Origin of the sequence: Brevibacillus brevis (genome assembly GCF_031583145.1) — a bacterium.
Taxonomy (GTDB): domain Bacteria; phylum Bacillota; class Bacilli; order Brevibacillales; family Brevibacillaceae; genus Brevibacillus; species Brevibacillus brevis_E.
The window spans coordinates 3,755,159-3,778,180 of sequence record NZ_CP134050.1; the positions used below are offsets into that span (position 1 = coordinate 3,755,159).

Below are 23,022 nucleotides of genomic sequence, written 5' to 3' on the forward strand. Positions count from 1 at the left end.
GCTTTTTCCGCTCTTTTTCCCCATTGCTGCCGAAAGCCATCGTCACCTCAGCATTCAGTACCTTTCTCAATGTTCAACCTTGACAAGAAGGAAGCATCGCCATAACAGACAACCTTCACTGGGAAACCTTCGTGTCTAGCCGGCTTTTTTGCTTCAGGGTCATGAACGCGACGATGACCCCCAGCAGCGTGATCCCCGCTGCAAGAATGAAAGCGGTGCGGATCGCCTGGTTGAGATCCGCCGGCATCATCGTTTCCAAGGTCGCGCTGGAACCCAGGCTTGCGGATATCATCGCCATAATTACCGCCAATCCAATGGCCCCCCCGATCTGTTGACCGGTCGAAATGATGGCGGAGGCTACCCCCTGCTCTTTGGGATCAATGCCAGTGCCTCCCGCGATAAACATCGTCGTGAAGACCAGCGCCTGACCGATCCCGATGATGACCGTCCCCGGAATGATCCCCCAAGCGGAACCGGTTGCGGATAGCTGCTGAGTAAGCAGCAGAAAACCGATCAACCCTAGTCCCATCCCGGTTGCGATTGTTCCGGCCACCCCGGTTTTCGTAAGCATTTTTTGAATCAGCTTGGCACCCAGGAACGCACTTATCGTCAAAGGCAAGAAGCTCAAGCCGGATTCGATGGCTGAATAATGCAGTACCCCCTGCGTATAGAGTGTCAAGAAATAGTACAGGGTACCGAACGATGCCGAGAATAAAAAGGCGGTCAGCGTCGCCCCTGTCAGATTGCGATTACGGAAAAGACGGAAGGAAAGCAGCGGTTCCTTCGTACGCTTTTCAATGACAAGGAAGGCGCCAAGCAGTGCGGCACCGATCAGCAGAAAGGGCAGCGTGCTTTTGCTGAGCCAGCCATCGACCGGAGACTGCACGAGATAGTAGACGACGAGAAGCATGCCAGACGTCACCGACACCGTACCTGCTACATCAAAGTGCTTGCTTTGAGAAGACATCCGGCTTTCCACGAGAACGACGGGTGCAAGCACAATGGCCAATAAACCGATGGGGACATTGACGAAGAATGTGGCCTCCCATCCGATGTAGCTGGTCAAGACGCCACCCAACAGCAAGCCAAGCGACAAGCCTACGCCGCCCATTGACGCCCAGATACCCATGGCCCGGTTGCGTTCGCTGCCTTCCTCAAAATTGGACATGATCAGCGACAAAGTGGCCGGGGATAATAAAGCGCCGCCAAGGCCTTGCACCCCTCTGGCAAGGATAAGCAGAAGCTGGGAATGGGCGAGCCCCCCCAATAGCGATCCCAACGCGAAGAGGGTCATGGCGATGACAAACATCCGCCGCCTGCCCAGCAAATCAGACAGCCGTCCGCCTAGTAACAAAAATCCGCCGTAAGCGAGGGAATACGCGCTGACGACCCATTGCAAATGGTTGGCGGAAAACCCTAGCTCGTTTCCGAGTGAGGGCATTGCCACAAAAATAATGGTGTAATCCAGAGCCAAAATTAACTGCGAAACAGCTAGAATGAACAAGGCTAATCCTTTCACTCTGCTAGGATTCATCGGTAATCCTCCTCATTGAAAATGTACGATCCGGCAAAATTCCAGACCATTCGATCTAAAAAGGATAAAAAATGAATGAAGCGGTTGCTGCGCTTCATTTTGCATCGAGTGCAGTAAGAGTCACTTCCATAAATTGTCGTAAAGCGTTCGGGTCCTCGGTCAGTTTCGCCACCTGTGTCAAAGCGTACCGGGCGTGGTACAAATACCCTGCGAGCGCACGCAATTCCTGATCGACCCCAAGCTCGCCTTGCTTTTGGCCTCGCGCCAAAGCCTGGTAAAACGCTTCTTCCAATCGCACCCGATCTTGCTCGAACAGCGCCGCGATCTCGGGATCATGAGGCACCTGGTCGATTGCGCTGTGCAGGATAAAGCATTCCTTTCTCCGCTTTTCGTCCAGCAGTGAAGCGACAATTTCATGAAAAATAGCGGAAACGGCCTTTTTTGCAGACTCTGTTCTCTCCAAGTAGGCGACCACAGCGGAAGACTTCTCATTCACATAGTGCTTCACTGCTTTCACAAAGAGATCTCGTTTCGTTCCATAGGTATCGTACAGGCTTTGGCGAGCGATCCCCAGTCCATCGAGCAACATCTGCAAGGACGTCCCCTCGTAACCGTAATGGCCGAAGATTTGCATGGCCTTGTGCAGGACGACAGTCGTATCGAATTCTTTGGTTCTAGCCATATTGGGTATCCCTCCCTCTTTTCCCATACTACCTTTTTCGGACCGTTCGATCAAGAAGAGGGAGGCTTTCCTCTCCAACGCGATCGGTCGGTGTGTGGCACTCTCGCTTCGCTCCTTCTGGCCGTTCGAACGAAGTTTAAAATAGACCATTCAGTCCGAAATGAACAAAAAAAGTTTCATCAGGATCTACACATTATCCAAGGTCAGCACCTCCTTCGCTTCACGCGTTCATGGTATCATTTCCAGACCGTTCAGTCAATAATATTTATTGCTCTTTCCTACTCGGGCATCCCGTCGTGATCCAATTGAAAACATCGGCAGCATGGGAAAGCGGAAAAGCGGAACGGGGAAAAGCCGTTTCATCATCGCCCCCGAGTCAGCGATGATCAAATGAAATCTCCCCCATTCCCTTTCGTCTCTTCGATTACAGCCCGTATTTTTTCATTTTTTGCAGAACCGCCGTGTGGCTGATGCCGAGTGAGGCAGCGGCTTTTCTGATCGAGGCATGCTCTTTTAGGGCACGAATCAGCAAGCTTTTTTCAAAGGCATCCATCCGTTCTTTCAGAAGTGCGGTTGACGGGTGAGAAGAATCTTGATCTTCGACCGATGAGTTCCGCGGGAAATCCAAATACAAATGCTGCTCCTGAATTTCATCACCCGGACATAAATAGACGGTTCGCTCCATCACATTTTGCAGCTCACGCACGTTTCCGGGCCAAGGGTACGCTTGCAGAGCGCGAATGGCGGAATGCGCGATCGGGATCACCGGCCGATTGGCGGCTCGGCATACTCGTTGCGTGAAATAGTGAGCCAGCATCGGGATATCGCCTTTGCGCTCCCGAAGCGGAGGAATGACGATGGGAATGACGTGCAAGCGATAATAGAGATCATCGCGAAACAGCCCTTTGCTCGTCATATCAGAGAGGTTGCGATTGGTGGCGGCGATGATTCTGACGTCAATGGGAATCGTTCTGCTCCCGCCCACTCTTCGCACGCTTCGCTCTTCCAATACACGGAGGAGCTTCGCTTGCAGATGAAGGGGAATGTCTCCGATTTCATCCAGAAAAAGAGTTCCGCCCTGGGCCATTTCAAACAGCCCGGACTTCCCGCCTTTCAGCGCACCGGTGAACGCCCCCTCTTCATACCCGAAAAGCTCGCTTTCCAGCAAAGCATCCGGTATGGCGGCACAATTGATCGGCACAAAAGGACCCTGGGAGCGATTGCTTTCAAAATGAATGGCCCTCGCAAACAGTTCTTTGCCCGTACCGCTTTCGCCTTGCAAAAAAACGGTCGCTTCGCTTTTGGCAACACGCTTCGCGGTGTCGATGCACTGTCTCATATTGGCGCTCTGTTGAACGATTTCGTCAAAGAGAGAACCATCCTTTTTTTGAACGGTGGAAAGCCATTCCTGTACCTGCCGATCGTCCCGAAGCACGATGACTACGCCTTGTCTTTCGCTCCGGTCCGCAGGGATGATCGGATGATAGCTGCAAAGGTAGCTCACGAGCTTTTTATGCCCGGTCCAAATTCTCACCTGGACGCTGGGCAATTCGATCGCCTCATGCAGACATCGTTTCACCTCGGCCGCCGCTTCTCCCCACCAATTTTCGATAGAGTGATGCAATAGCTGTTCAGGCTCCATTCTCAGCATGGCCTGAGCAGCGCGATTCATCGCAGTGACTCGCAGCTGATCGTCTACTGACAGAATTCCTTCCGAAACGGTGGTCAGAATCGTATGGATGCGATTTTCGCGCTCTTCAGCCGGGAGACAGGGGATCGTCTTTGCATTCTCGATGCCTTTCACCTGCTTGATCATTTCCACGATCCCGCTGAGCTGGCTGGCAGATACAGAGGGGATTTTTACATAAATATAGTGGGGTTTCACTTCCATGCCCACGATGTCGATCTCGCGTGCGGCAAAGCATGCAATGACCTCATGGGTAATTCCGACCCGGTTCACGCCTTTGATCTCCAGAGTAACTCCCGCCAATGCAACCCCACCTCGCCCGGTCTCTTTTCTATCTCCATACTAGCAAAGAAAAGCCCGGTGCGAAATGCGCCTGTCCCAACCGGACTAGGCAAAAGAAAGGGCCGTATCCAAATCATCCAGAATGTCTTCCACATCCTCGATCCCCACAGACAAGCGAATCAGTCCATCCGTGATGCCCATTTTCTCGCGTTCTTCAGGAGGAATGACGGAGTGGGTCATCGTGGCAGGATGCTGGATCAGCGTGTCGACATCCCCCAAACTGACGGCCCTTTTGCACAAGCGCACGTGGTTCATCATGCGACTCCCCGCTTCTCTGCCACCTTTCAGCTCAAACGCGAGCAGCCCCCCGAAGCCATCCATTTGCCTGCATGCCAGCTCGTGTTGAGGAAACTGGGGCAAGCCAGGATAATGCACCCGTGCCACTTTCGGATGTTGGTCCAAAAACTCGGCAACCCTCTGAGCGTTTTCACAATGGCGATCCATGCGCACTCCGAGCGTCTTGAGCCCCCGAATCAATAAATAAGCGTCAAATGGCGCCAGAATGCCTCCAATATCTTTTTGCGAGGTCATGCGAATGGTGTCCATGATGGACTTGGGACCCGCAGCGACACCCGCGATGACATCCCCGTGCCCGCCGATGAACTTGGTAGCGCTATGGATGACGATGTCACAGCCATACTCAATCGGCCTTTGCAAATACGGAGACAGAAAGGTGTTATCCACGACCACGCAGGCGCCAACCTCTCTGGCAATGTTTGCGACCAGCTGTAAATCGACCAGCTCCATGGTCGGATTGATCGGTGTTTCCACGTAAATCACCCGGGTAGTCGGCTGAAGATTTTGACGAATCGAGGCCTCATCCGTCATGTCTGAAAGGGAGTAATCGACGTGAAAGCGGTCTTTCAGCAAATTCAGCAATCCGTATGTGCATCCGTACAACCCTTTTGTGCCGAGAATATGATCGCCTGTCTTTACGAGCGCCATGAGCACGGCAGAGATGGCTGCCATTCCCGATGCAAAGGCAAGAGCAGCCTCCGCCTTTTCCAGCGCAGCGATCTTCTCCTCCAAAACCGTAACCGTAGGATTTCCCAGCCGGGAATAGATGTAGCCCGCTTCCTCGCCGGCAAAGCGTCTCGCTCCTTCTTCCGCGGACGAAAAAACAAAAGTCGAGGTTTGGTAGATGGGAGTGGCCAAAGATCCCGTTTGCGGGTCGCAATGAAAGCCGGCATGAATGGCCGTAGTGGATCGCCCCTGCTTTTTCTCCGTTTTCACTGATTGGTTCTCGTTCATGCAAAGATCACCTCATCCATTCGTTTTAAAGCGCTTTCTTGCATGAATGATGCCAATGAAGGAAGCCGGAAGATCCGAGGGATTTTACGGAAACGGGCCGACACAATCGGTATGAAAAGTTGCCAAATGGAAAGAAAACTTGCCAGTCATGAACTGCCGAGCATTCGTCCTTCGCGGTGCTCCTCTCCCCCTCTCCACTATGGAAACTTTGATTGATAACGATTTTTTCCCTATCCATTTTCTGTCTATTTCCTTGATAATCGTGTTATACGCTCAAAAAGCCCCCTTGCGGAACAGGCCAGGTTGCCTCGAAAACATCTGAGAACAGGAGAGTCTTTATGTCAGTATCCAGTCGAAGAAACGGTTTCATTATTCTTGCCATGGCTTTGGGCCGGTTGATGCCGCCCCTTGACGATACGATCACGTCCGCAAGGGTATCATGATAGCTGGAGAGCTGCTGCAAGGCATGCCCGCCAGCCAATTGGAGAGTCTTTTGAATCCGGAAACGCTCATGCGTGCAACCACGGAAATCGATCCTGCGATTCACTCGTTCCTGAAGGATCCACCGGGAACCGCGATCAAGCATGGATATTTTGTGGGGATCGCTTTTGCCATTATCGGCTTTCTCTCCGTATTAAACACGGGTCCCGACAAAGCAGAACGCCCGAAAAAGAGCGGACATGCATCGTTCAGTCCACGAGGTCAATCCCGGATACAATGGAAGGAATGATTTACTCCGGGGAGGCCATCCATGTGGCTGCGGCGATCGCCAGTTTCGCCCCACTCTCTCATCGATCAGGAGGAATTATTTTTATGGAAATGATCCAAATCGAAACCAAACAATTACGATTGCGTCCAATGGAATTGGATGATGCTCCCGCACTTTTTGCCTTTTGGTCCGATCCGATGGTGACCAGGCATATGAACATTGACACATTTACGGATCTCACCCAGGCCGAACAGATGATTGCCCTCCTTCAGAAGCTCAGCCTGGAGGACGCAGCCTGCCGCTGGACTATTACATTAAAGCAAACCGGTCAGATTGCAGGCTCGTGCGGATTCAATTCTTTTGATTTCGAAAATGAACGGGCGGAAATCGGGTACGACCTCGGGTATCCCTTTTGGGGGAACGGTTATACCCCTGAAGCATTGCGAGCATTGCTTTCTTTTGGCTTTCATGACCTCGGTTTGAACAGGATCGAAGCGAAGGTCGAGCCTGAGAACGCAAACTCGGTCAAGGTCTTGGAAAAATTGCGTTTTGTCGAAGAAGGCACCCTGCGGCAATATGAGAAGGCAAAGGGGAAATTTGTTGACGTGATCATGTTCTCCATACTCCGGGATGATTGGAATAGAGAAACCGTTTAACCTAAAATGGAGGGGAACGCGATGGACTTGGTACCTTTCTCTGCGGAAATGCTTTCCGATGCGGGGAAGCTCTTGGCCATACGGCATCGGAATAATCGAACGGTACAGGCTGGACTGCCAAACCGCTTTGAAAATGAAGGGGATGCATCCTTGGCCATCCGATCTGAATGGGAAAAGCCGAATCCTTCGGGAGTGGCCGCGGTCAAGGACGGCCAGCTGTTGGGCTATCTTCTCGGCCAAAGACACCAGGATTCGCTTCGAGGACGACATATCTGGATCAGCCTCGCCGGACATGCAATCGCGGAAGGCGCCTCCAGCGAACTTTATCGGGAGCTATATGCATTTGCTTCCCAACGCTGGGTGGACGAAGGATACTTTACGCACTATTCTCTGCTGCCCTCGACCGATTCTGGGCTGATCGACGCCTGGTTCCGTCTCGGATTCGGATATGAGCAGGTGCATGGGCTCCTTTCACTGGAAGAGGATCAAGCCCCTCCTCCCCTCCCCGTTTCTGGCGTGGAGATCCGCTTGGCAACACCGTCCGACCGTGATTCGATCCAAGATCTATACGAGATTATCCGATCTCATCAAGCAAAGGCGCCAGTTTTTGCGGTTGCCTTGCCGGAGGATGCGCAGCGCATCCGTGAGGGTTATGCGGCTCTGCTTGACGACCCATCCGTTCATTTTTGGACGGCATGGAAAGAAGGACGAATCATTTCTTTTCAAGCCTATTATCCTTCCAACCACGATACGTCGAGCATCATCACACCTGATAATTGCGTAGAGCTGGGAGTAGCCGCGACACGCTCCGAGTATCGCGGACAGGGAATCAATCGCGCCCTCACTTTGCACGGGCTGTCACATGCGAAAGAAAAAGGCTACGCCTATTGTATGACGGATTGGAGGATGACGAATTTGTCATCCTCACGTTTCTGGCCGCGCCAAGGGTTTCTTCCGGTTGCTTATCGATTGTCCCGTCTGATCGACCACAGGATTTCTTGGGCGAATCTTCCTCGTTTTTGACAATCTCTGGGCACCGGGTGTGCACATTCAAATTCCGGTGTTCCTTATAAAAAAACGCTTCCCGGATATAGTCAAAAGCTTGAATCACTGTTGCCTATTTGGCATTACCAAAACACCGCTGCCGCCGTCAGCCAATCGACGGGACAGCGGTGTTTGATTGTCTGCTTACTTGCAAAGCATTCAGTACCTGTACGCCCAGCGGGGTAATCTGTGTGCCCTGTTTCTTGATCCCTACCTCGACACAGCCGCTGCGATGCAATACGGCCAGCCTGTTGCGCAGCTTTGCATCGGAGAGCGGCGAAGCGAGCATCTTGCCTAAGGTGGAGCGGCCGATCCTCTCGCTTCGTTGATGGCACAGCCACAAATTGGCCAGGATGTCCTCGTACTCATGCAGCGAACCGTGACGTCCCAGCAAAAACACCACCTGCCCAGCTTCGTCGGACAGCGGGGATTGAACAGACAGCGCGCTGCCTGCGACTTGTGGCCTGTTTTGCATCCGCTCAGGAAGATGCTGAAGTCCCACCTGCTCGCCGTCGACGATCACGAGCAGATAATTGATAAAGTTCTCCAGTTCACGGATGTTGCCGGGCCAGTTATAGTGCCGCAGCGCTTCCTGCGCCTCTGGCAGGAAATGAAGATGGCGCCGTTTACCCTTGAGAAAATAGTCGATCAGGATAAACAGATCCTCGCTTCTTTCCCGCAGGCTGGGTATTTGCAGCGGCAGGACGTTCAAGCGATAGTAAAGGTCTTCGCGAAAGCTGCCTCTTTGAATCATCTCCAGAAGGTTGCGGTTGGTCGCCGCGATCACGCGGACATTCACCGGAATGACGCGGTTCCCCCCGACGCGCATGACCTGCCGCTCCTGCAGCACGCGGAGCAGCGCTGCCTGAATGCTCAATGGGGCGTCGCCTATTTCGTCGAGAAAGATCGTTCCGTTGTGCGCCAGCTCGAACAGACCGATCTTGCCGCCTTTGCGTGCTCCAGTAAAAGAGCCTTCTTCGTATCCGAACAGTTCGCTCTCCGCCAGGCTTTCCGTCAAACCGGCGAAGTTAACCGGAACAAACGGACCGTCTTTTCTTGGCGAGTCGTTGTGGATGGCCTGGGCGAACACCTCTTTTCCCGTTCCGTTCTCCCCCGTGATCAGGACGGTAAACTCCTCCTGTGCAAGCTTGATCGCCGTCTGTTTGGCTGCGGCGATCGTCTGGCTGACCCCGATGATGTTGGCAAAGCTGTATTTGGTGGTAAGACCAAGCTGTGTGCTCTTCGTGCGGATTTCCTGTTCGATCTGCTGCACCTTGGTGACATCCTGAAACGTCACCACCACCCCGAGGAACTTGCTGTCCATCAGGATTGGATTTTTGGTGACGAGCAGAAAGCGGCTGCCGATTTCCAGCAATTGGTCAGCAATCACTGTACGGGTGCGAAACACTTCCTCCACATGAAAGTCGGGGATCACCTCGAGATAATGTTTGCCGATACATTTTTCCGCCGCCATATGCAGAATGTTTCCGGCATCGTCGTTGAAAAATGTGACTTCCCCCTGCTCGTCGATGCCGATAATCCCTTCATGAACGGCATTGAGAATGGACTCCAGCTTTTGAATGAGCCGCTTTTCGTTATTGACGGAGATGGAGAGATTCCGGCCAAGCTGGACAAAATCGCGGAAAAATTCCGCCGTGTAAAAATGCCTCTTGTCTACGGATAGATTGAAGAGCTGGGCAATATCAAAAATGGTCGATAAATCGAGCGGCCGATTGTAGAGATTGATCACCTGCTGCACCTGCTTCGGCACCAGCTCGGGAAAGCCAAGCGTAAGCGCCAGATCGATCTGGTCGAGCTCCTCCGGTGACAAGCGGGTTTCCGGATCGAACGGAGTGAACAGGAGATGATCAAAGCCGAGCCGCTTGAGCACTTCCACGGAATCTTCCGCCGTCTCCCTGGCGTTGGTGACGAACAGGCAGCGCGTACCAGGCTCAAGATCCATGATTTTTACCAACTGCGTCATGTGAATGGACCTGCGCGACACAAGGACGGTTTTCCCCTCCGGAACCGGAGGAAGTTCGTTGATGATGTAGTCGTTTGACAGCAGAACCAGCTGCACCTGGTCGAGCGTTTCCGGATCGCACGGATTCCCTTCGTAATGAGTGTAAATGGAGATTTGCGAGCCAAAATAGGCTTGCAGATTGGACGCAAAAGTCTCGCATACTTTTTCGCTTTTGGTTGCCAACAGAATGCTATGCTTGCACATACAGCGTGCTCCTCGCAATTTTTTCAATCATTTTAAAATAACACCTATCGTTTTGCAAAGGGATTGATTTCCGCAGGTACATCGTCCGAACACGCAAAAAAGTACCCCGGACGGTTTGGTCAAGACCCCATTTAGTGGACAGTAAGAAAAAACCCGACCGTTAGACCGACAGCTGACGTCTGAATTCAACAGGCGTCAGCCTTTTTAATTTTCGTTGTGGTCGACTTTGGTTGTAGAATTGAATATATTCCTCAATTCGCCTTTGTGCCTCATCCACACTTCGGATATCATAAGGGTAGAGCCCTTCCGTTTTGAGATGCGAGAAGAAGCTCTCCATCGAGGCATTATCATAACAGTTGCCTCTCCGAGACATGCTGATTTGGGCGCCAACCTTCGGCAACATGTCGTGGTAAGCGTAGGACGTGTACTGGAATCCCTGATCGCTGTGAACGATCAGTCCAGTCACGTCTTTCGTCTTTTTAAAGGCTTTCTCAAAGGTCCGTAGGACCAACTGATTGTCGTTGCGAACTCCAATGTGGTAAGCCACAATCTCATTATTAAACAAATCCTTAATAGCAGACAGGTAGAGCCACGTATCCGCGACACGATACTGTGTGACATCGGTTACCCATTTTCGATTAGGTGCATCCGCTTTGAAATTCCGCTGCATCACATTCTCAGCGACTCGTCCACCTTCGGTTGAAGCATAGTGACCTCGATATTTGCGGCGTATTCGAGAACGGAGCTTCATTTCTTGCATCAGACGTAGTACCTTCTTATGGTTGACCCATACCCCGTGATCTCGTAAGAGAAACAGCTGGGTTTGTCGATACCCATATTTACCATCATACTTCTTATAAACTACTTTGATGAGGTCTTTCACGGGCTTGTCCCGGTCCGCTTGTTGCCGTTTCAAGTATGCATAGTATCCACTTCTTGAGACTCCAAACAGCTTGCAAAGTTCACTAGTCGTATACTCACCAGCTACTTGCTTGATCGCCTCATACTTATGGGCTGCACCTCCCGCATCCAGATTTTCAAACACTTTTTTAGCATCGAGTTCTCTCGTTTTAGCTTTTTAACATATCGATCTTGGTCAACATATTCTTCACGTCTACCTCGTTGATCCATCAACCCAAATTCGCCTAACTGTTTATATTTTTTCATCCATACTTTAAGCCGGTGGCGGTCCGGAATCCCCAGATGCTCCATGATTCGACGGTATGTCCATCCTTCTTCGATATGCAGTCGTATGGCTTCCACCTTTAATTCGTGAGAATAACTTCTAAACGTTTGCCCCTTTTTCACCATAAAAAATGCACCCCTTAAATTTCATCGGATTTACCAGGGGTTTAATCCAATGTCCATTCTAAGGGGTGCACTTCAGTTCATCAGGGGTACTTTTTGCCTCACGAACTTGTTTAAAATGGGCCCCAGCCGATGATGACGCCGATCACCAGGAAGACGATGGCAATGACACACCAGATGCCGATCAACGGCAGGATAAATTTGATCCATTTGCCATAGGGAATTCCCGTCATCGCCAAGATCGCCATCAGTACGCCGGACGTCGGGTTCACGCAGTTGACTACGCCTTCCCCGAACATGACGGCTTGCACAGCGACCTGACGGGTAATGTTCAAAAGATCCGCCAACGGAACGAGAATCGGCACGAGCATGGCTGACTCTCCGGAACCGGAGGAAACGAGGAAATGGATCAGCGCGCTGCCGATAAACATCCCGATCGCTCCGGTGATTGGGGAAAGCGACTCCAGCATTCCGGCCAGTCCGTACACGATCGTATCGAGCAGTTTACCTTCCTCGAGAATGATGATGACGGCTCTGGCCATCCCGACGATCAGCGCGCCATACACCAGCTTGGAGCACCCTTGCATGAAGGTTTTGACAATTTCATTCGCATTCATGCGGGAAATCAGCCCGGCACCGATTGCGATGAAGATAAACAGCGCAGTCATTTCGCTCTCCGACCATTGGAGCAGCAGCGTGCAGATAATGAAGCCGAGCAGGGACAGTCCGGAGAACAGGAGCACTCCTGTTTGTTGTGGCGTCAGTTTGACGCTGGTACTCACCATGTCAGTCTGGTTTGCACCGAGCTCGTTGGGAAAGACGTCCGCCCCCAATGCGCTCTTTCCGATGTCTCGCTGGATGCGGCGGGCATACCAGTACAAAAATAAAATCGTTGCCACAAGAAACACGACATAAATGACCATGCGAAAGCCGAATCCGGAGAGGAGCGGCAATTCGGCGATGCGTTGGGACAGTCCGAGCGTTTGCGGCGCCATCACGGTCGTGTTCCAGCCTGCGTAGGTTCCCAGATAAATCAGTGCGGCGCCAAAGACGGCATCAAGCTTCAAGCCTCTGGCGATGACAATCCCGAGCGGAACAAAGGCGATAACAGAGTTGACGATAATACCAGTCGTTCCCAATATCGAAAATACAACACAGACGGGAATAATCAAGAATAACAGCTTGTCCTTGCTGCTGATGACGATCTTTCGCAAAAAGGCATCGATGGCGCCGGTTTTCTCAAGGATTGCCAGCGCTCCGCTGGTAAACATGATCAGAAAGATCAAGGATGCGCCTTTGGTCATCCCGTCAGCAATCGAGGTGAACAAATCTTTTATGCTTACCGGACTCGCTTCCACCGTATGGTAGCTTCCAGACACGGTTACAGTAATATCGCCGTTTTTCACCCGGTCGTATTCTCCAGCCGGTACGATATACGTCATGATCGTACAGACCACCAAGATACAAAAGATCAGAACATAGGCGTCAATCTTGGGAAACCTGTTCTTCTTCTTTCCATCCTTCTCCACATTCTCTGCTGCCACTTGCATGTGTGCCGCATCCCCCTTGCATACTTTTCTTCTGGTTGTTCCTGGTCATAAACCTGATTCTCTCCTGATCCTTCACTCCTGTCCCCCATGTATCTTCTGTGAAAACGTTTTGAAATCTTTGCAACATTTATGCCAATCATATTTTTGTTCATTTTTCAGTCTGATCAGCAAGAACGAAGTGATCTATTGGGTTGTTTTTAAGAAATAATCATCCTAAAAAATTTTAAAAACAAACCTAAACCGTGTGTCTTACGCGGATTTTTTGGGTTTCTTTTCGTTGGCAAGTGAATTGCATGGCTACACCCTTCGATAGTCATTTTGGATCAGGAGTGAACGAAACATGAACCATGCGAACGATCTACAAGCGTATCTTCGCCAGCATCAGGAGGAGATGCTATTCGACCTAGAACAGTTTGTGCGGAAGGATTCTCCGTCTCAGGACAAGGCGTTGGTCGACGAATGCGGCCTTTTTCTCAGAGAACTGTTCGCCAAACATCTTGCCGCAGAAGCAGAAGTGATCGCACAGAATGAAGTGGGCGATCACTTGAAATTTACCCTCGGGCAGGGAAACGAGCAAATTCTCATCGTCGGCCATTTTGATACAGTCTGGGACAAAGGCCGCCTCCCCTTTCGCATTGAGGGCAACAAAGCGCACGGCCCGGGCATTCTCGACATGAAGGGCGGCATCATCCAGGCACTTTGGGCGTTGAAGGCGATCAAGGAGCGTGGACTTTCCCTGAACAAAAAAGTGGTCTTCCTCTGCAACTCCGACGAAGAGATCGGTTCGATCCATTCCCGGAAGCTCATTGAAGAGGAAGCGGCAAAAAGCGTTTGCGTCCTCGTGGCCGAGCCAGCGGAAGCAAGTACGGGAGCGCTGAAAACGAGCCGGAAAGGGGTCGGCATCTACGATCTGAAGCTGTACGGACACTCAGCCCACGCCGGCAACCACCACGAAGACGGGATCAACGCGCTGGAGGAATTGGCGCGGCAGATTATCGCGCTCCAGGAGCTGACCGACTACGAAAAAGGAACCACGGTCAACGTAGGCACGGCCAAGGGGGGCAGCAAACGAAACGTCGTTCCGGATTATGCCGAGGCGCAGATCGATGTGCGAATCAGCTCGCTTGCAGAAGCGGAGCGCATCAACGAAAAAATCCTCGGTCTGCGCCCGCAGGTAACAGGAGCCAAAATCGAAGTGACAGGCGGAATCAACCGTCCGCCCATGGAGCGAACCGAAAAGACCGCTAGTCTGTTTGCGGTTGCCCAAGCCGCAGCCGGCGAACTTGGTCTGACCCTGGGAGAAGCGAGCGTCGGCGGCGGCAGTGACGGCAACTTTTGCGCAGCGCTCGGCATTCCGACGCTGGACGGATTAGGTGCTTCGGGCGAAGGGCTGCATGCGGAGCACGAGCATATTCTCATCGACTCCCTCGCCATTCGCGCCGCCTTATTGGCCAATTTGCTCGTAAAATTGTAGGAAAATCACTGGAACAGGGGTGGGGGCTCCTCCCTTTATTCCCGCGTACGCCTTGCGGGGACAAGCTAATGAAGCCGGAACCGAATTTGTACACCTGCACATTCATACGGAATTCAGCCTGTTGGAGGCTGCACCTCGCAAAAAAACGCTTCCCCATTGATCTGGAGGAAGCGTTTCTTTTCATGATGAATCTCGGGCACAGAGGAGCACCTTAGCCGACCTTCACTCTTCCGACATGACCTTCCAGCTCGATTGTGGTCCCGTACGGCTCGCTCAGTCGCTGCACATGCTCCAGAATCGTCACCTGATTGGACAGACGCGGCCATCCTCTACTGTAGCGCGGTGTGCCGTAACCGAGCTCAATCGGATACAGGAGCAGTTCCGTAAGCTTTCCTTCCTCGATCCGCCACAGAGGTACGACCGATTCCCATACGCGCGGATTCACTCCCAGCCCCTTCTTGTTGTGATCGGTTCGCGTATCGAAGGCATCTGCCACGTTGGACTCGTGTCCCAGGCTGTATTTTTCGTAAAAATCGGCCGGAAGACGACTGACCGTCTCGTTTTGGAAAATGAAGTTGCCCAGACTGTAAAAGATCGGCCGATTTCGGTAAATCTCGATCCCGCGCAAAATGTGCGGCCCATGTCCGATCACAGCGTCGGCTCCGCCATCGATGCAGGCCCGCGCCATTTCCTCGAAGAACGCTGCGGCACGCGCCTTGTCCTCCCCCTCCATCTCGTGGGAGTGAATGCTGACGACGACGTAGTCCGCCTGTCGCCTTGCCTCGGAAATCGAGCGCAGGATCCGCTTCTTGTCCGCTTTCTTCGGTACGGTACGGCAAGCAGCCGCTTCTCCTGCCGAAAAACGGTGGGTGCCGAATCGGACGGAACCTTCCTCCACGGCGACGGCGAAGCCTTCTTTCACATCCAGATTGTAGCTGGCGTTGATCGGAATTTCGCGGCTGATTCGCTCAAGGCAGGCCAGGTCTTCCTGCGGCAGCACGTACGTCGTTTCGTAGCGCAGGGGATTGACGCCGGGACGTCCCGGCATGTCTGGCCGCTGTTCCCCCGCCGCCCACGACTCGTGAAAGGTCGACGTCGCGGCCACAAGACCTACGCGTCCGGACGGGCAATCCAGGTACACGGGCCCGCTGGCCTCTGCGAGATTCATCCCCACTCCGGCATGGACGAAGCCGTACTGATTGAGGTACCTTCTCGTCGCTTCCAGACCGCCGTACGCGTAATCCATCGTGTGGTTATTCGCCCACGCCACGGTGTTGAAGCCATACTCCTGCAGATCCTCCAGCACTTCCGGCTGGGCCATCGCCCACGTGCCTCCGCTAAAGGCAAACGGGAAGCCCTCCTGCCTGTGGGTGGTCACTTCCAGGTTGGTAAATCGGAATTCGGCTCGTCCGATCAGGCCAGCGAGCTCCCGAAACGATTCGGACGATACGCTTGGCAACCGCCGGGTAATAAAGCTGTCGCCTGTCGCAATGAACGTCATCCTGCTTCCCATTCGCGCCCCCTCCTGCTCCTCTTCTCCTCGTTCTCTCGTGATTTCTATCTAGGTCAGACGCATTCCCTGCTCTTTGATGAACGGTGTGACATGCGCCCTGCGCGGCTTGCTCACGTAGTCCGCCATTTGCATGGTCCAACCTTCCGTACGCTTTCCCTGGCTGCGCCGGGAGTAGTACTCGGACGATGCGCGCTCGTACTCCTCCAGCGCATCCGGAATGGTTTCGGTCTGATACCGTTCTTCATGGATGACGGCCCGCTTCGGCATCCGCGGCTTTTGCTCGACATCCTGGGCCGGATACCCCAGGCACATGCCCATGATCGGGATGGTCAGCTTGGGCAGCCCCAATACGGTCGCTACGTCCCGCGGGTTGTTGCGGATGCCTCCGATCATGACGCCGCCGAGTCCATGGGAACGAGCGGCCAGCAATACGTTTTCCGCCGCCAGCGCCGTGTCCACCGCCCCTACCAAGAGGCTCTCCACCTCGTCGGCAGCCAGCGTCTGGCCGTGCATTTCGCACGCTTTTTCCAGCCGGTAATAATCGGCGCAAAACACGAGGAATACCGGGCACTCCGCTACCCAGCGCTGGTTGCCGGCCAGGGCCGAGAGCGTCTGCTTCGTCTCGGGAGAGCGTACGACGATCACGCTGTACGCCTGCACGTTGTGCGACGACGGCGCCCACTGCGCGCAGCTCAAAATCTCCTCCAGCAGCTCATTTGCGATCGGCTGGTCGGTAAACTTGCGGATGGAGCGATGGGATAAAATCAATTTCGTCACTTCTGTCGGCATGACGGCCTCCCTCATCATCGTTGTTTTCTTTTCAGCATGCCCTTTTCTTCAATCCTTTTTGCCGGGACTGATCCATTTGCCGATCGGACCGCTGACGATTTTCCCGTCTTTCATGACCGTCTGTCCCCGCACGATCGCGGCGATCGGACTGCCTACTCCCGTCCAGCCGTCATAGGCCGTCACTTTGCTCTTGCTGTGCAATTGCTCTCGCTTGATGGTAAAAGGCCGCTCCATATCGACGATCGTCAAGTCGGCGTCCGTGCCCACCTGCAGGGAGCCTTTTTGCGGATAGATGCCAAATTGTTTGGCCGGATTCTCCGAAAGCACGGCAGCGACTTGCTGGAGCGTCAGCCTGTTTTGCGAAGCCGCATTCAGCATGAGCGGGGCCAGCGTCTCCACGCCGCACATTCCCGCCGGAATCGACCAGAGATCGCCGTCCTTTTCCTCTTCCGTGTGGGGCGCGTGGTCCGAGCAGACGATGGAGATGACGCCTTCTTCGATCCCTTTCCACAGCCGCTCCTGGTCCTTTTTGTACTTCACCGGCGGGTACACTTTCATCGCAGGCCCGATCGTCGCAAAGTCCTCGTTGCTCAAGAACAGGTAATGCGGGCAGGTCTCCGCCGTGATCGGGTAGCCTTCCTCCTGCGCCTGACGGATCAAGTCAACAGCTTCCCCTGTACTGACGTGCAGGATGTGCAGACGCGCTCCCGTCTCCTTGGCGAAGGCGATGCCGGTCTGCACCGTCACGATCTCTGCCAGATTGGGGCGTCCTTCGAGCAGCGCCTCATAGTCCCGGCGTCCGCTCTCCTCCACCTTTCGGGTCAAGTGCTGGATTAGGTCGCTGCTTTCCGCGTGGATGGCAAACACTTGGCCCGTCTTTGCCACCTCGCGAAACATATCCAGCACTTCGCCGTCTTCAAACGGAGGAATGACGTCTTCGTCCCCTTCCTTGTAGTTGTACAAGAGCTGGAACGTCTTGCCGTGCACCGCGTACCCCCAGAAAAACTTGAAGCCGATGACACCCGCCTCGTGCAAGGCAGAAAGCTCGCTTTGATTGAGATGCCCCAGGCAGATCGCCCAGATCCCGTAGTCGACATGCGCCTTCTGCTGCAGGTTTTGCACTTGCTTTTGCAGGTTTTCCACGTTGTTGATCGGCGGGTTCGTGTTGGGCATTTCAAAGACGGTCGTGATGCCCCCCGCTGCAGCGGCCATGGTGGAATGGGCAAAGTCCTCCTTGTAGGTCGCCCCGGGGTCCCGGGAGTGCACGTGCACATCGATGAAGCCGGGGAAAATGTGGCAGCCTGACGCATCAGTCTCTTCCCTTGCTTCTCCCGGCAGGCGTTCCTTGGAAATCGCGGCGATTTTGCCTTCCCGGATGTAGATGTCCGCTTCCAGCATTTCTTGCGGTGTGACGATTTTCCCGCCACGAATGACGTGATCCCATACCATTTACGATTCCCCCTCGTTATGTTTCCCCGTGACGACCTGCCCCACGAGGGACTGGATGTCCGCAATCCCGTACTGCATCATGTACTGCTTGATCTCCTCCAAAATATCGAGCATCGCTGTCGGCTGCACGAAGCTGGCGGTACCGACTTGTACGGCGGTGGCCCCTGCCAGAATCATCTCGAGCGCGTCTTCCCCGTTCATCACGCCACCGCAGCCGATGATCGGGAGGGAGGTGACCTGATGGACCTGGTAAATCATCCGTACAATGATGGGCTTCACGGCCGGTCCTGACAAACCGCCCAGGACGTTGCCGATGCGCGGCTTTCGGCTGTGGATGTCGATGGCCATCGCCAGGATCGTATTGGCCACGTTCAGTCCGTCCGCGCCCCCTTCCTCCGCCGCCAGCGCAATTTCCTGGATGCTGGTGACATTCGGCGTGAGCTTCGCGATCAGCGGTTTTTTCGTCACCTGACGGACTTCCCGGATCAAATCCCGCGTCGCCTGCGCGTCCATCCCGAATGCAGCGCCGTTTCCTTTCAGGTTCGGGCAGGAAATATTCAGCTCGAGTGCGGCCACTTCCTTTGCTCCCGCGATGATCGCCGACATTTCCGCAAATTCCTCAATGGACTCCGCCGAGATGCTCGAAATGAGCGGCACTTGGTAACGGCGGTAGTACGGAATGACGTGCTCCATGTAGTACTCGATGCCTTTGCTCTGGATCCCGATGGAGTTGATCATGCCGGATGGCGTCTCGCAGACGCGGGGAGTCGCATTGCCTTTTCGCGGATGCTTGGTGATGCTCTTCGGCACGACTGCTCCCAGACGGTTGAAGTCGATGATCGCTTCCATGTCTTCCCCGAACGCTCCCGAGGCAGGCATGATCGGACACGGCAAGGTGAGACTTCCGATATTCACCTGCAAGTTCAGCTCATCCGCCATCATAGCACCACCTTTTCCAATGGGAATACCGGACCTTCTTTGCATACCCGTACCGTCTTCAGCTGCCCGCCTTCGCGAACGTCGCAGACGCAGGCAAAGCATACTCCCATCGCGCAGCCCATGTGCTCTTCCAAAGCGATTTGGGCCGGAATGCCGTGAGTCGCGGCGAGCTCCTGAAGCAGCTTGGACAGGCGCTTGGAGCCGCAGGTGAAGGCAGCCTGGATCGGGTCCTCACGAAGCAATCCTTCCAACAAGCGACGCACTGCAGAAACGTCGCTCGTACCCTCCTCGTCCGTGACGTACAGCACCTTGGCGCCAAACCCTTGCAGCGTTTCGGCCGCCAGCAGGTCATTGCGCGATCGTGCGCTGAGAATCGCCACGGCTTGCACCCCTTTTTCCGCCGCATCCTGGGCCAAGGCAGCCAAAGTCGCAATTCCTACCCCTCGGGCGAGCAGCAGGATCGTCTTCCATTCGTCTTGCAGCACAAAGGGCGTGCCCAACGGCCCAAATACGTCCACGTACTCCCCTGCCTTCATCTGTGTCAGCCGCTTGGTCCCCGCCCCTTTGACCAAATACAAAAACTCCAGTGTCCGCTCCCGCCTGTTGATCCGGTAGATGCTGAACGGCCGCCGCAGGAGAGGATTCAGATCGTGCCCGCAGCGCAGCTGGAAGAACTGCCCTGGCGAGACCTCGGCGTCCAGCTCGCTCGCATCGACCTTCATGTGCCAGTAGCGTTCGCTTACCTGCTGGTTGGCGGTCACTTTCATCGGAATGGATTTCATGCGCTCTCCCCCATTTGATTTGGCTGGCTTCCCTCTTCCTCTTCGTTTAGCGGACGGCCATCTGCATCCAGAACGACGGCCCATTTTTTGATCTCCTCTTCCAACAGCCTTGCGCCGACCCCGATTTGTTCCCAGGACGTATACTCCTCCCGGTGGTGGCTCACACCGTCCTTGGAAGGGACGAAGATCAGCCCGGTCGGCCAGCGCCGTGCCATGTTCATTGCGTCGTGGCCGGCGCCGCTCGCCATCTTCAGGTACGAGATCCCCAGCGATCGGCAGCTGCGTTCCAAAGAATCCAGGACGTCTTCACTCAGAAGGACCGGCTGCTCGTCGCTCAGCATCGTCCACTCGACTTTCACGCCGCGCTTTTCTTCCACATAGCGAAAAGCGGCGTACAATTTGTTCAGCACCGTCGCCTTGGAAGTGACGTCGGTACCGCGAATATCAATCTTGAGCTCGGCGGTGTCGGGGACGACATTCATCGCTCCCGGCTTGACGACGCATGCCCCTACTGTGCCGACCGTCCCGTGTGCCTTCTCCGCGAGAGCCGCTTCCTCCAACAGCAGGCCGATTTCAGCCGCCGCCAAAAACGCATCGTGCCGCTGGTCCATCGGCGTCGTACCAGTGTGCGATGCCTTTCCCTGCACGCGCACCTGCAAGCGCGTCGGTGCCGCGATGCCGTGGACGATCCCTACCTGGATGCCGGCGCTCTCCAGGACCGGACCTTGCTCGATGTGCATCTCCAAAAATACTTTCAGATCTTTCGCCGAGCGGGCAGCTTCAGTCAACGGCCACCCGTTCAAGGAGCATTCCGCCAGCGCCTCGCGAAATGTCTTGCCGTCCCGATCCTGCAGACCCGATACTCCGTCTATGTCCAGCTCCCCAATCATCGCCTTGCTGCCGACAGTTGACACGCCGAAGCGGGAAGACTCCTCGCACGCGAAGCAGATCAGCTCGATCGGATGCTTCGTGGCAATGCCCTGGTCGTCCAGCGAGCAGATCGCTTCGAACGCGGCGACCACTCCGATGATGCCGTCGTAGGACCCGCCTTCGAATACCGCATCCAGATGGGAACCGCTCGCGACCGCCGGAAGATGGGGCTCCTTCCCTTCCCTGCGGGCGATCAGATTGCCGCTCGCATCCATTCGGACGCTCATCCCTCTCGCTTCGCACATCGCCGCCAGCCGGCGGACCGCCTGACGTTCTTGGGGCGTATAGGCAAGCCTCATGACCCCTTTGTCGGAATAGGCAATTTGGTTCAATTCCCGCCACGTTTGCTCCAGTCGTTCCAGATTCATTGCAATCCCCCACATTCCTACTATCTCTACTGGTGTACGAAGAGGATTCTTGGATGATGATCCAAAAACCTTTGTCCAAACCAACAAAAAAAGAGGTGAAACGTTATCGATAACGATAAGTGTCACCCATCAGATCCGCCAGCAAAAGCCCAATGTGCAGCATGACCTTTCCTTTTGACTGCTGCAGGCTGTATCCGGTCAATTTTTCGATCCGCCGCAAGCGGTATTTCAGCGTGTTCACGTGCAAATAGAGCGCGGCTGCGGTGTCGTTCAGCTTTTCGTCGTGCTGAAAGTAGAGCCGCAGCGTTTTGACGAGCTGCAAGTCGCTGCTCTGATCGTGCTCGAACAGCTTGCCGACCGTCTCGTCGAAAAAGCTTTTCATCTCCGTCTTGTCTTGGATGTGGGCCAACAGCCGGTAGATGCCGAGCTCGTTGTATCGGACGACTGTTCCTGACTTGCCCAGCGAGCTGCCAAGCAAGATCGACTGTTGTGCCTCGCGCAAGCTCTCTCGCAGTCCGGCCAGCCCAGCCCCGTGGTTGCGGCCGATCCCGATGCGCAGTTCCCCAGGCAGAGCCATCTGTTTTTTCCACTTTTCTGCAAGAGACTCGGCCCGCCGCTTTACCTCCTCTTCGGCATCTCCCTGTTTTGCAGGAAATAGACAGACCACGGACTGGCGGAAGTAGCAAGTGATGACACTCGGCGAAGAATCCCGCAAAAGCCGTTCGATCCGATCGGCCAAATCAAACGGATTCTCGTGCAGTTCCCCGCCTTCCGCCCGCACCATCATGCAAATGTAAGGCTCGTCCAGGGAAAAGCCGTACGGCCGCCCTCTTTCCCGGACATCTTCCAGCGTCAGATGCTCGCTGATCAAGACATCCCGCAGAAACTCGTTTTTGAATTGCTGTTCGGTATCGAAGCGGACCTTCAAGCGCAGAAACTCCAGAGCAAGCAGCGTGGACGCCTTCTCCAAGATCGCCAGGTCCATTTCCAGATGATCCATCTCGAACGCCCAGCAGGTAATGTTTCCGTACACCTTTCCGTCCAGCAATATCGGTGCGACGATGCAGTCGATCTCCCCCCTCTCGCACTTCCTCTGCAACCGGACAGGCCGTCTGATGATGGCCAGCTCGCGCACCTGCTCCGCAGACAAAGGAACGGCGGCAAATGGCAGCGGCGGCACCTCCATGTAAGAGAGCATGCTCTCCACGGTGATCGTATTTTTCGTCAGCATCCGAAGCGTCTCGATCAGAGGTTCCATGCCTTGCTCGCTCTGCGAGATTTCATTCAGTACCGCGCTCGCTTGCTCCAAGTCCTCTTGCAGCACGACTTTCCGGTCAAAAATCGCATGGCTGACCGGAGGCAGGATTTCCAGATAGCTGATTTCCTCCGGGATTTCAATGACGGGAAAGTCGTACCGATTCGCTTCGTCCAGCAAGGACTGCGGGATTTCGTCAATGAACCGGTGCGGTTTGATTGCCAGCGCCGCCGTCCCTCGCTCGTGCAGCTGCTGGATCAGGAGCTTTTGCGCCTCCGCGTCGTCTTTGATCGCAAACAGGCTGGAGAGAATCAGCTCGTCTCCCTTCAGCCATTTGACGATGTCGGGAACCTCCATGATCGTGACGTATTTGACCGGCCGCGAAAGGCCCCTGTGACCCGCCACGACCCGGCAGTCCCGCAACCCGCCTACGCGCATGAGCTGCCCAACAGAAATCGCCATCGCCCTCACCATCCCTTCCAAGACTGTTACCGTCATTGTACAGGTTTGAGCCCGGACTGCCCACATGGTTT

At 54.4% G+C, this 23,022-nt stretch carries 19 protein-coding genes; 4 read left to right on the forward strand and 15 right to left on the reverse strand.

Features of this window, described 5'->3' with window-relative positions:
* Positions 1-115: 115 nt before the first annotated feature.
* The 4 genes from RGB73_RS18660 to megL form a co-directional block, all read right to left on the reverse strand.
* Positions 116-1,534 (reverse strand): MFS transporter, encoded by a 1,419-nt coding sequence (locus tag RGB73_RS18660; protein WP_310764265.1) that lies wholly within the window; start codon positions 1,532-1,534, stop codon positions 116-118.
* Positions 1,535-1,628: 94 nt separating this feature from the next.
* Positions 1,629-2,216 carry a TetR/AcrR family transcriptional regulator gene (locus RGB73_RS18665; protein ID WP_310764266.1) on the reverse strand — a complete coding sequence of 196 codons (588 nt, stop codon included), beginning with the start codon at positions 2,214-2,216 and terminating at the stop codon, positions 1,629-1,631.
* Between the two features lie 424 nt (positions 2,217-2,640).
* The gene (locus RGB73_RS18670; RefSeq protein WP_310764267.1) at positions 2,641-4,206 is read right to left on the reverse strand and encodes a sigma 54-interacting transcriptional regulator; all 1,566 of its coding nucleotides are present in this window, start codon (positions 4,204-4,206) and stop codon (positions 2,641-2,643) included.
* Positions 4,207-4,290: 84 nt separating this feature from the next.
* Positions 4,291-5,496, reverse strand: coding sequence for a methionine gamma-lyase (gene megL / locus RGB73_RS18675; protein WP_310764268.1), 1,206 nt, complete (start codon positions 5,494-5,496; stop codon positions 4,291-4,293).
* A 439-nt stretch (positions 5,497-5,935) separates the two neighbouring features.
* Here megL and RGB73_RS18680 point away from each other — a divergent pair, with 439 nt between their 5' ends.
* The 3 genes from RGB73_RS18680 to RGB73_RS18690 all read left to right on the forward strand — a co-directional run bounded on the left by RGB73_RS18680 (position 5,936) and on the right by RGB73_RS18690 (position 7,884).
* Complete coding sequence (locus tag RGB73_RS18680; protein ID WP_310764269.1) at positions 5,936-6,226, forward strand: hypothetical protein; 291 nt, start codon at positions 5,936-5,938, stop codon at positions 6,224-6,226.
* A gap of 89 nt (positions 6,227-6,315) precedes the next feature.
* The gene (locus RGB73_RS18685) at positions 6,316-6,861 is read left to right on the forward strand and encodes a GNAT family N-acetyltransferase (protein ID WP_310774426.1); all 546 of its coding nucleotides are present in this window, start codon (positions 6,316-6,318) and stop codon (positions 6,859-6,861) included.
* Between the two features lie 21 nt (positions 6,862-6,882).
* Positions 6,883-7,884, forward strand: a complete 1,002-nt coding sequence (locus RGB73_RS18690; RefSeq protein WP_310764270.1) for a GNAT family N-acetyltransferase — start codon at positions 6,883-6,885, stop codon at positions 7,882-7,884.
* A 127-nt stretch (positions 7,885-8,011) separates the two neighbouring features.
* Here the strand turns inward: RGB73_RS18690 and RGB73_RS18695 are convergent, their stop codons facing one another.
* The 4 genes from RGB73_RS18695 to RGB73_RS18710 form a co-directional block, all read right to left on the reverse strand.
* The gene (locus RGB73_RS18695) at positions 8,012-10,132 is read right to left on the reverse strand and encodes a sigma-54 interaction domain-containing protein (RefSeq protein ID WP_310764271.1); all 2,121 of its coding nucleotides are present in this window, start codon (positions 10,130-10,132) and stop codon (positions 8,012-8,014) included.
* 160 nt (positions 10,133-10,292) lie between these two features.
* Positions 10,293-11,177, reverse strand: a complete 885-nt coding sequence (locus RGB73_RS18700; RefSeq protein WP_155808033.1) for an IS3 family transposase — start codon at positions 11,175-11,177, stop codon at positions 10,293-10,295.
* Positions 11,117-11,443 carry a helix-turn-helix domain-containing protein gene (locus RGB73_RS18705; protein ID WP_024985204.1) on the reverse strand — a complete coding sequence of 109 codons (327 nt, stop codon included), beginning with the start codon at positions 11,441-11,443 and terminating at the stop codon, positions 11,117-11,119. The genes RGB73_RS18700 and RGB73_RS18705 overlap by 61 nt, the downstream gene beginning before the upstream one ends.
* A 110-nt stretch (positions 11,444-11,553) precedes the next feature.
* Complete coding sequence (locus RGB73_RS18710; RefSeq protein WP_310764272.1) at positions 11,554-12,990, reverse strand: YfcC family protein; 1,437 nt, start codon at positions 12,988-12,990, stop codon at positions 11,554-11,556.
* Between the two features lie 340 nt (positions 12,991-13,330).
* On the opposite strand from RGB73_RS18710, the gene RGB73_RS18715 reads away from it, so the two are divergent.
* A complete protein-coding gene (locus RGB73_RS18715; RefSeq protein WP_310764273.1) occupies positions 13,331-14,464 on the forward strand; it encodes a M20 family metallopeptidase in 1,134 nt (377 codons plus the stop codon).
* Between the two features lie 211 nt (positions 14,465-14,675).
* On the opposite strand, the gene RGB73_RS18720 is transcribed toward RGB73_RS18715, so the two are convergent.
* The 7 genes from RGB73_RS18720 to RGB73_RS18750 all read right to left on the reverse strand — a co-directional run bounded on the left by RGB73_RS18720 (position 14,676) and on the right by RGB73_RS18750 (position 22,951).
* Positions 14,676-15,977: a CapA family protein gene (locus tag RGB73_RS18720; RefSeq protein ID WP_310764274.1), complete on the reverse strand. Its 1,302-nt coding sequence runs from the start codon at positions 15,975-15,977 to the stop codon at positions 14,676-14,678.
* 48 nt (positions 15,978-16,025) lie between these two features.
* Positions 16,026-16,766, reverse strand: a complete 741-nt coding sequence (nfsA, locus tag RGB73_RS18725; protein ID WP_310764275.1) for an oxygen-insensitive NADPH nitroreductase — start codon at positions 16,764-16,766, stop codon at positions 16,026-16,028.
* A gap of 48 nt (positions 16,767-16,814) precedes the next feature.
* A complete protein-coding gene (gene allB / locus RGB73_RS18730; protein ID WP_310764276.1) occupies positions 16,815-18,215 on the reverse strand; it encodes an allantoinase AllB in 1,401 nt (466 codons plus the stop codon).
* Positions 18,216-19,157, reverse strand: a complete 942-nt coding sequence (locus RGB73_RS18735; RefSeq protein WP_310764277.1) for a dihydroorotate dehydrogenase — start codon at positions 19,155-19,157, stop codon at positions 18,216-18,218.
* Positions 19,154-19,936, reverse strand: coding sequence for a dihydroorotate dehydrogenase electron transfer subunit (locus RGB73_RS18740; RefSeq protein ID WP_310764278.1), 783 nt, complete (start codon positions 19,934-19,936; stop codon positions 19,154-19,156). The genes RGB73_RS18735 and RGB73_RS18740 overlap by 4 nt, the downstream gene beginning before the upstream one ends.
* Positions 19,933-21,234 carry a Zn-dependent hydrolase gene (locus RGB73_RS18745; RefSeq protein ID WP_310764279.1) on the reverse strand — a complete coding sequence of 434 codons (1,302 nt, stop codon included), beginning with the start codon at positions 21,232-21,234 and terminating at the stop codon, positions 19,933-19,935. The genes RGB73_RS18740 and RGB73_RS18745 overlap by 4 nt, the downstream gene beginning before the upstream one ends.
* Positions 21,235-21,337: 103 nt before the next feature.
* Entirely contained in the window at positions 21,338-22,951 is a 1,614-nt protein-coding gene (locus RGB73_RS18750) for a PucR family transcriptional regulator (protein ID WP_310764280.1), read from the reverse strand.
* Positions 22,952-23,022 lie beyond the last annotated feature (71 nt).

Excerpts from the sequence above, each read along its gene's own strand:
- RGB73_RS18740 (WP_310764278.1), bottom strand. The coding sequence starts at position 19,936 with ATGAAATCCATTCCGATGAAAGTGACCGCCAACCAGCAGGTAAGCGAA.
- RGB73_RS18690 (WP_310764270.1), top strand. The coding sequence starts at position 6,883 with ATGGACTTGGTACCTTTCTCTGCGGAAATGCTTTCCGATGCGGGGAAG.
- RGB73_RS18715 (WP_310764273.1), top strand. The coding sequence starts at position 13,331 with ATGAACCATGCGAACGATCTACAAGCGTATCTTCGCCAGCATCAGGAG.
- RGB73_RS18680 (WP_310764269.1), top strand. The coding sequence starts at position 5,936 with ATGATAGCTGGAGAGCTGCTGCAAGGCATGCCCGCCAGCCAATTGGAG.
- megL (WP_310764268.1), bottom strand. The coding sequence starts at position 5,496 with ATGAACGAGAACCAATCAGTGAAAACGGAGAAAAAGCAGGGGCGATCC.
- RGB73_RS18720 (WP_310764274.1), bottom strand. The coding sequence starts at position 15,977 with ATGGGAAGCAGGATGACGTTCATTGCGACAGGCGACAGCTTTATTACC.
- RGB73_RS18745 (WP_310764279.1), bottom strand. The coding sequence starts at position 21,234 with ATGAATCTGGAACGACTGGAGCAAACGTGGCGGGAATTGAACCAAATT.
- RGB73_RS18750 (WP_310764280.1), bottom strand. The coding sequence starts at position 22,951 with ATGGCGATTTCTGTTGGGCAGCTCATGCGCGTAGGCGGGTTGCGGGAC.
- RGB73_RS18665 (WP_310764266.1), bottom strand. The coding sequence starts at position 2,216 with ATGGCTAGAACCAAAGAATTCGATACGACTGTCGTCCTGCACAAGGCC.
- allB (WP_310764276.1), bottom strand. The coding sequence starts at position 18,215 with ATGGTATGGGATCACGTCATTCGTGGCGGGAAAATCGTCACACCGCAA.
- nfsA (WP_310764275.1), bottom strand. The coding sequence starts at position 16,766 with ATGCCGACAGAAGTGACGAAATTGATTTTATCCCATCGCTCCATCCGC.
- RGB73_RS18735 (WP_310764277.1), bottom strand. The coding sequence starts at position 19,157 with ATGATGGCGGATGAGCTGAACTTGCAGGTGAATATCGGAAGTCTCACC.
- RGB73_RS18705 (WP_024985204.1), bottom strand. The coding sequence starts at position 11,443 with ATGGTGAAAAAGGGGCAAACGTTTAGAAGTTATTCTCACGAATTAAAG.
- RGB73_RS18660 (WP_310764265.1), bottom strand. The coding sequence starts at position 1,534 with ATGAATCCTAGCAGAGTGAAAGGATTAGCCTTGTTCATTCTAGCTGTT.
- RGB73_RS18710 (WP_310764272.1), bottom strand. The coding sequence starts at position 12,990 with ATGCAAGTGGCAGCAGAGAATGTGGAGAAGGATGGAAAGAAGAAGAAC.
- RGB73_RS18695 (WP_310764271.1), bottom strand. The coding sequence starts at position 10,132 with ATGTGCAAGCATAGCATTCTGTTGGCAACCAAAAGCGAAAAAGTATGC.
- RGB73_RS18685 (WP_310774426.1), top strand. The coding sequence starts at position 6,316 with ATGATCCAAATCGAAACCAAACAATTACGATTGCGTCCAATGGAATTG.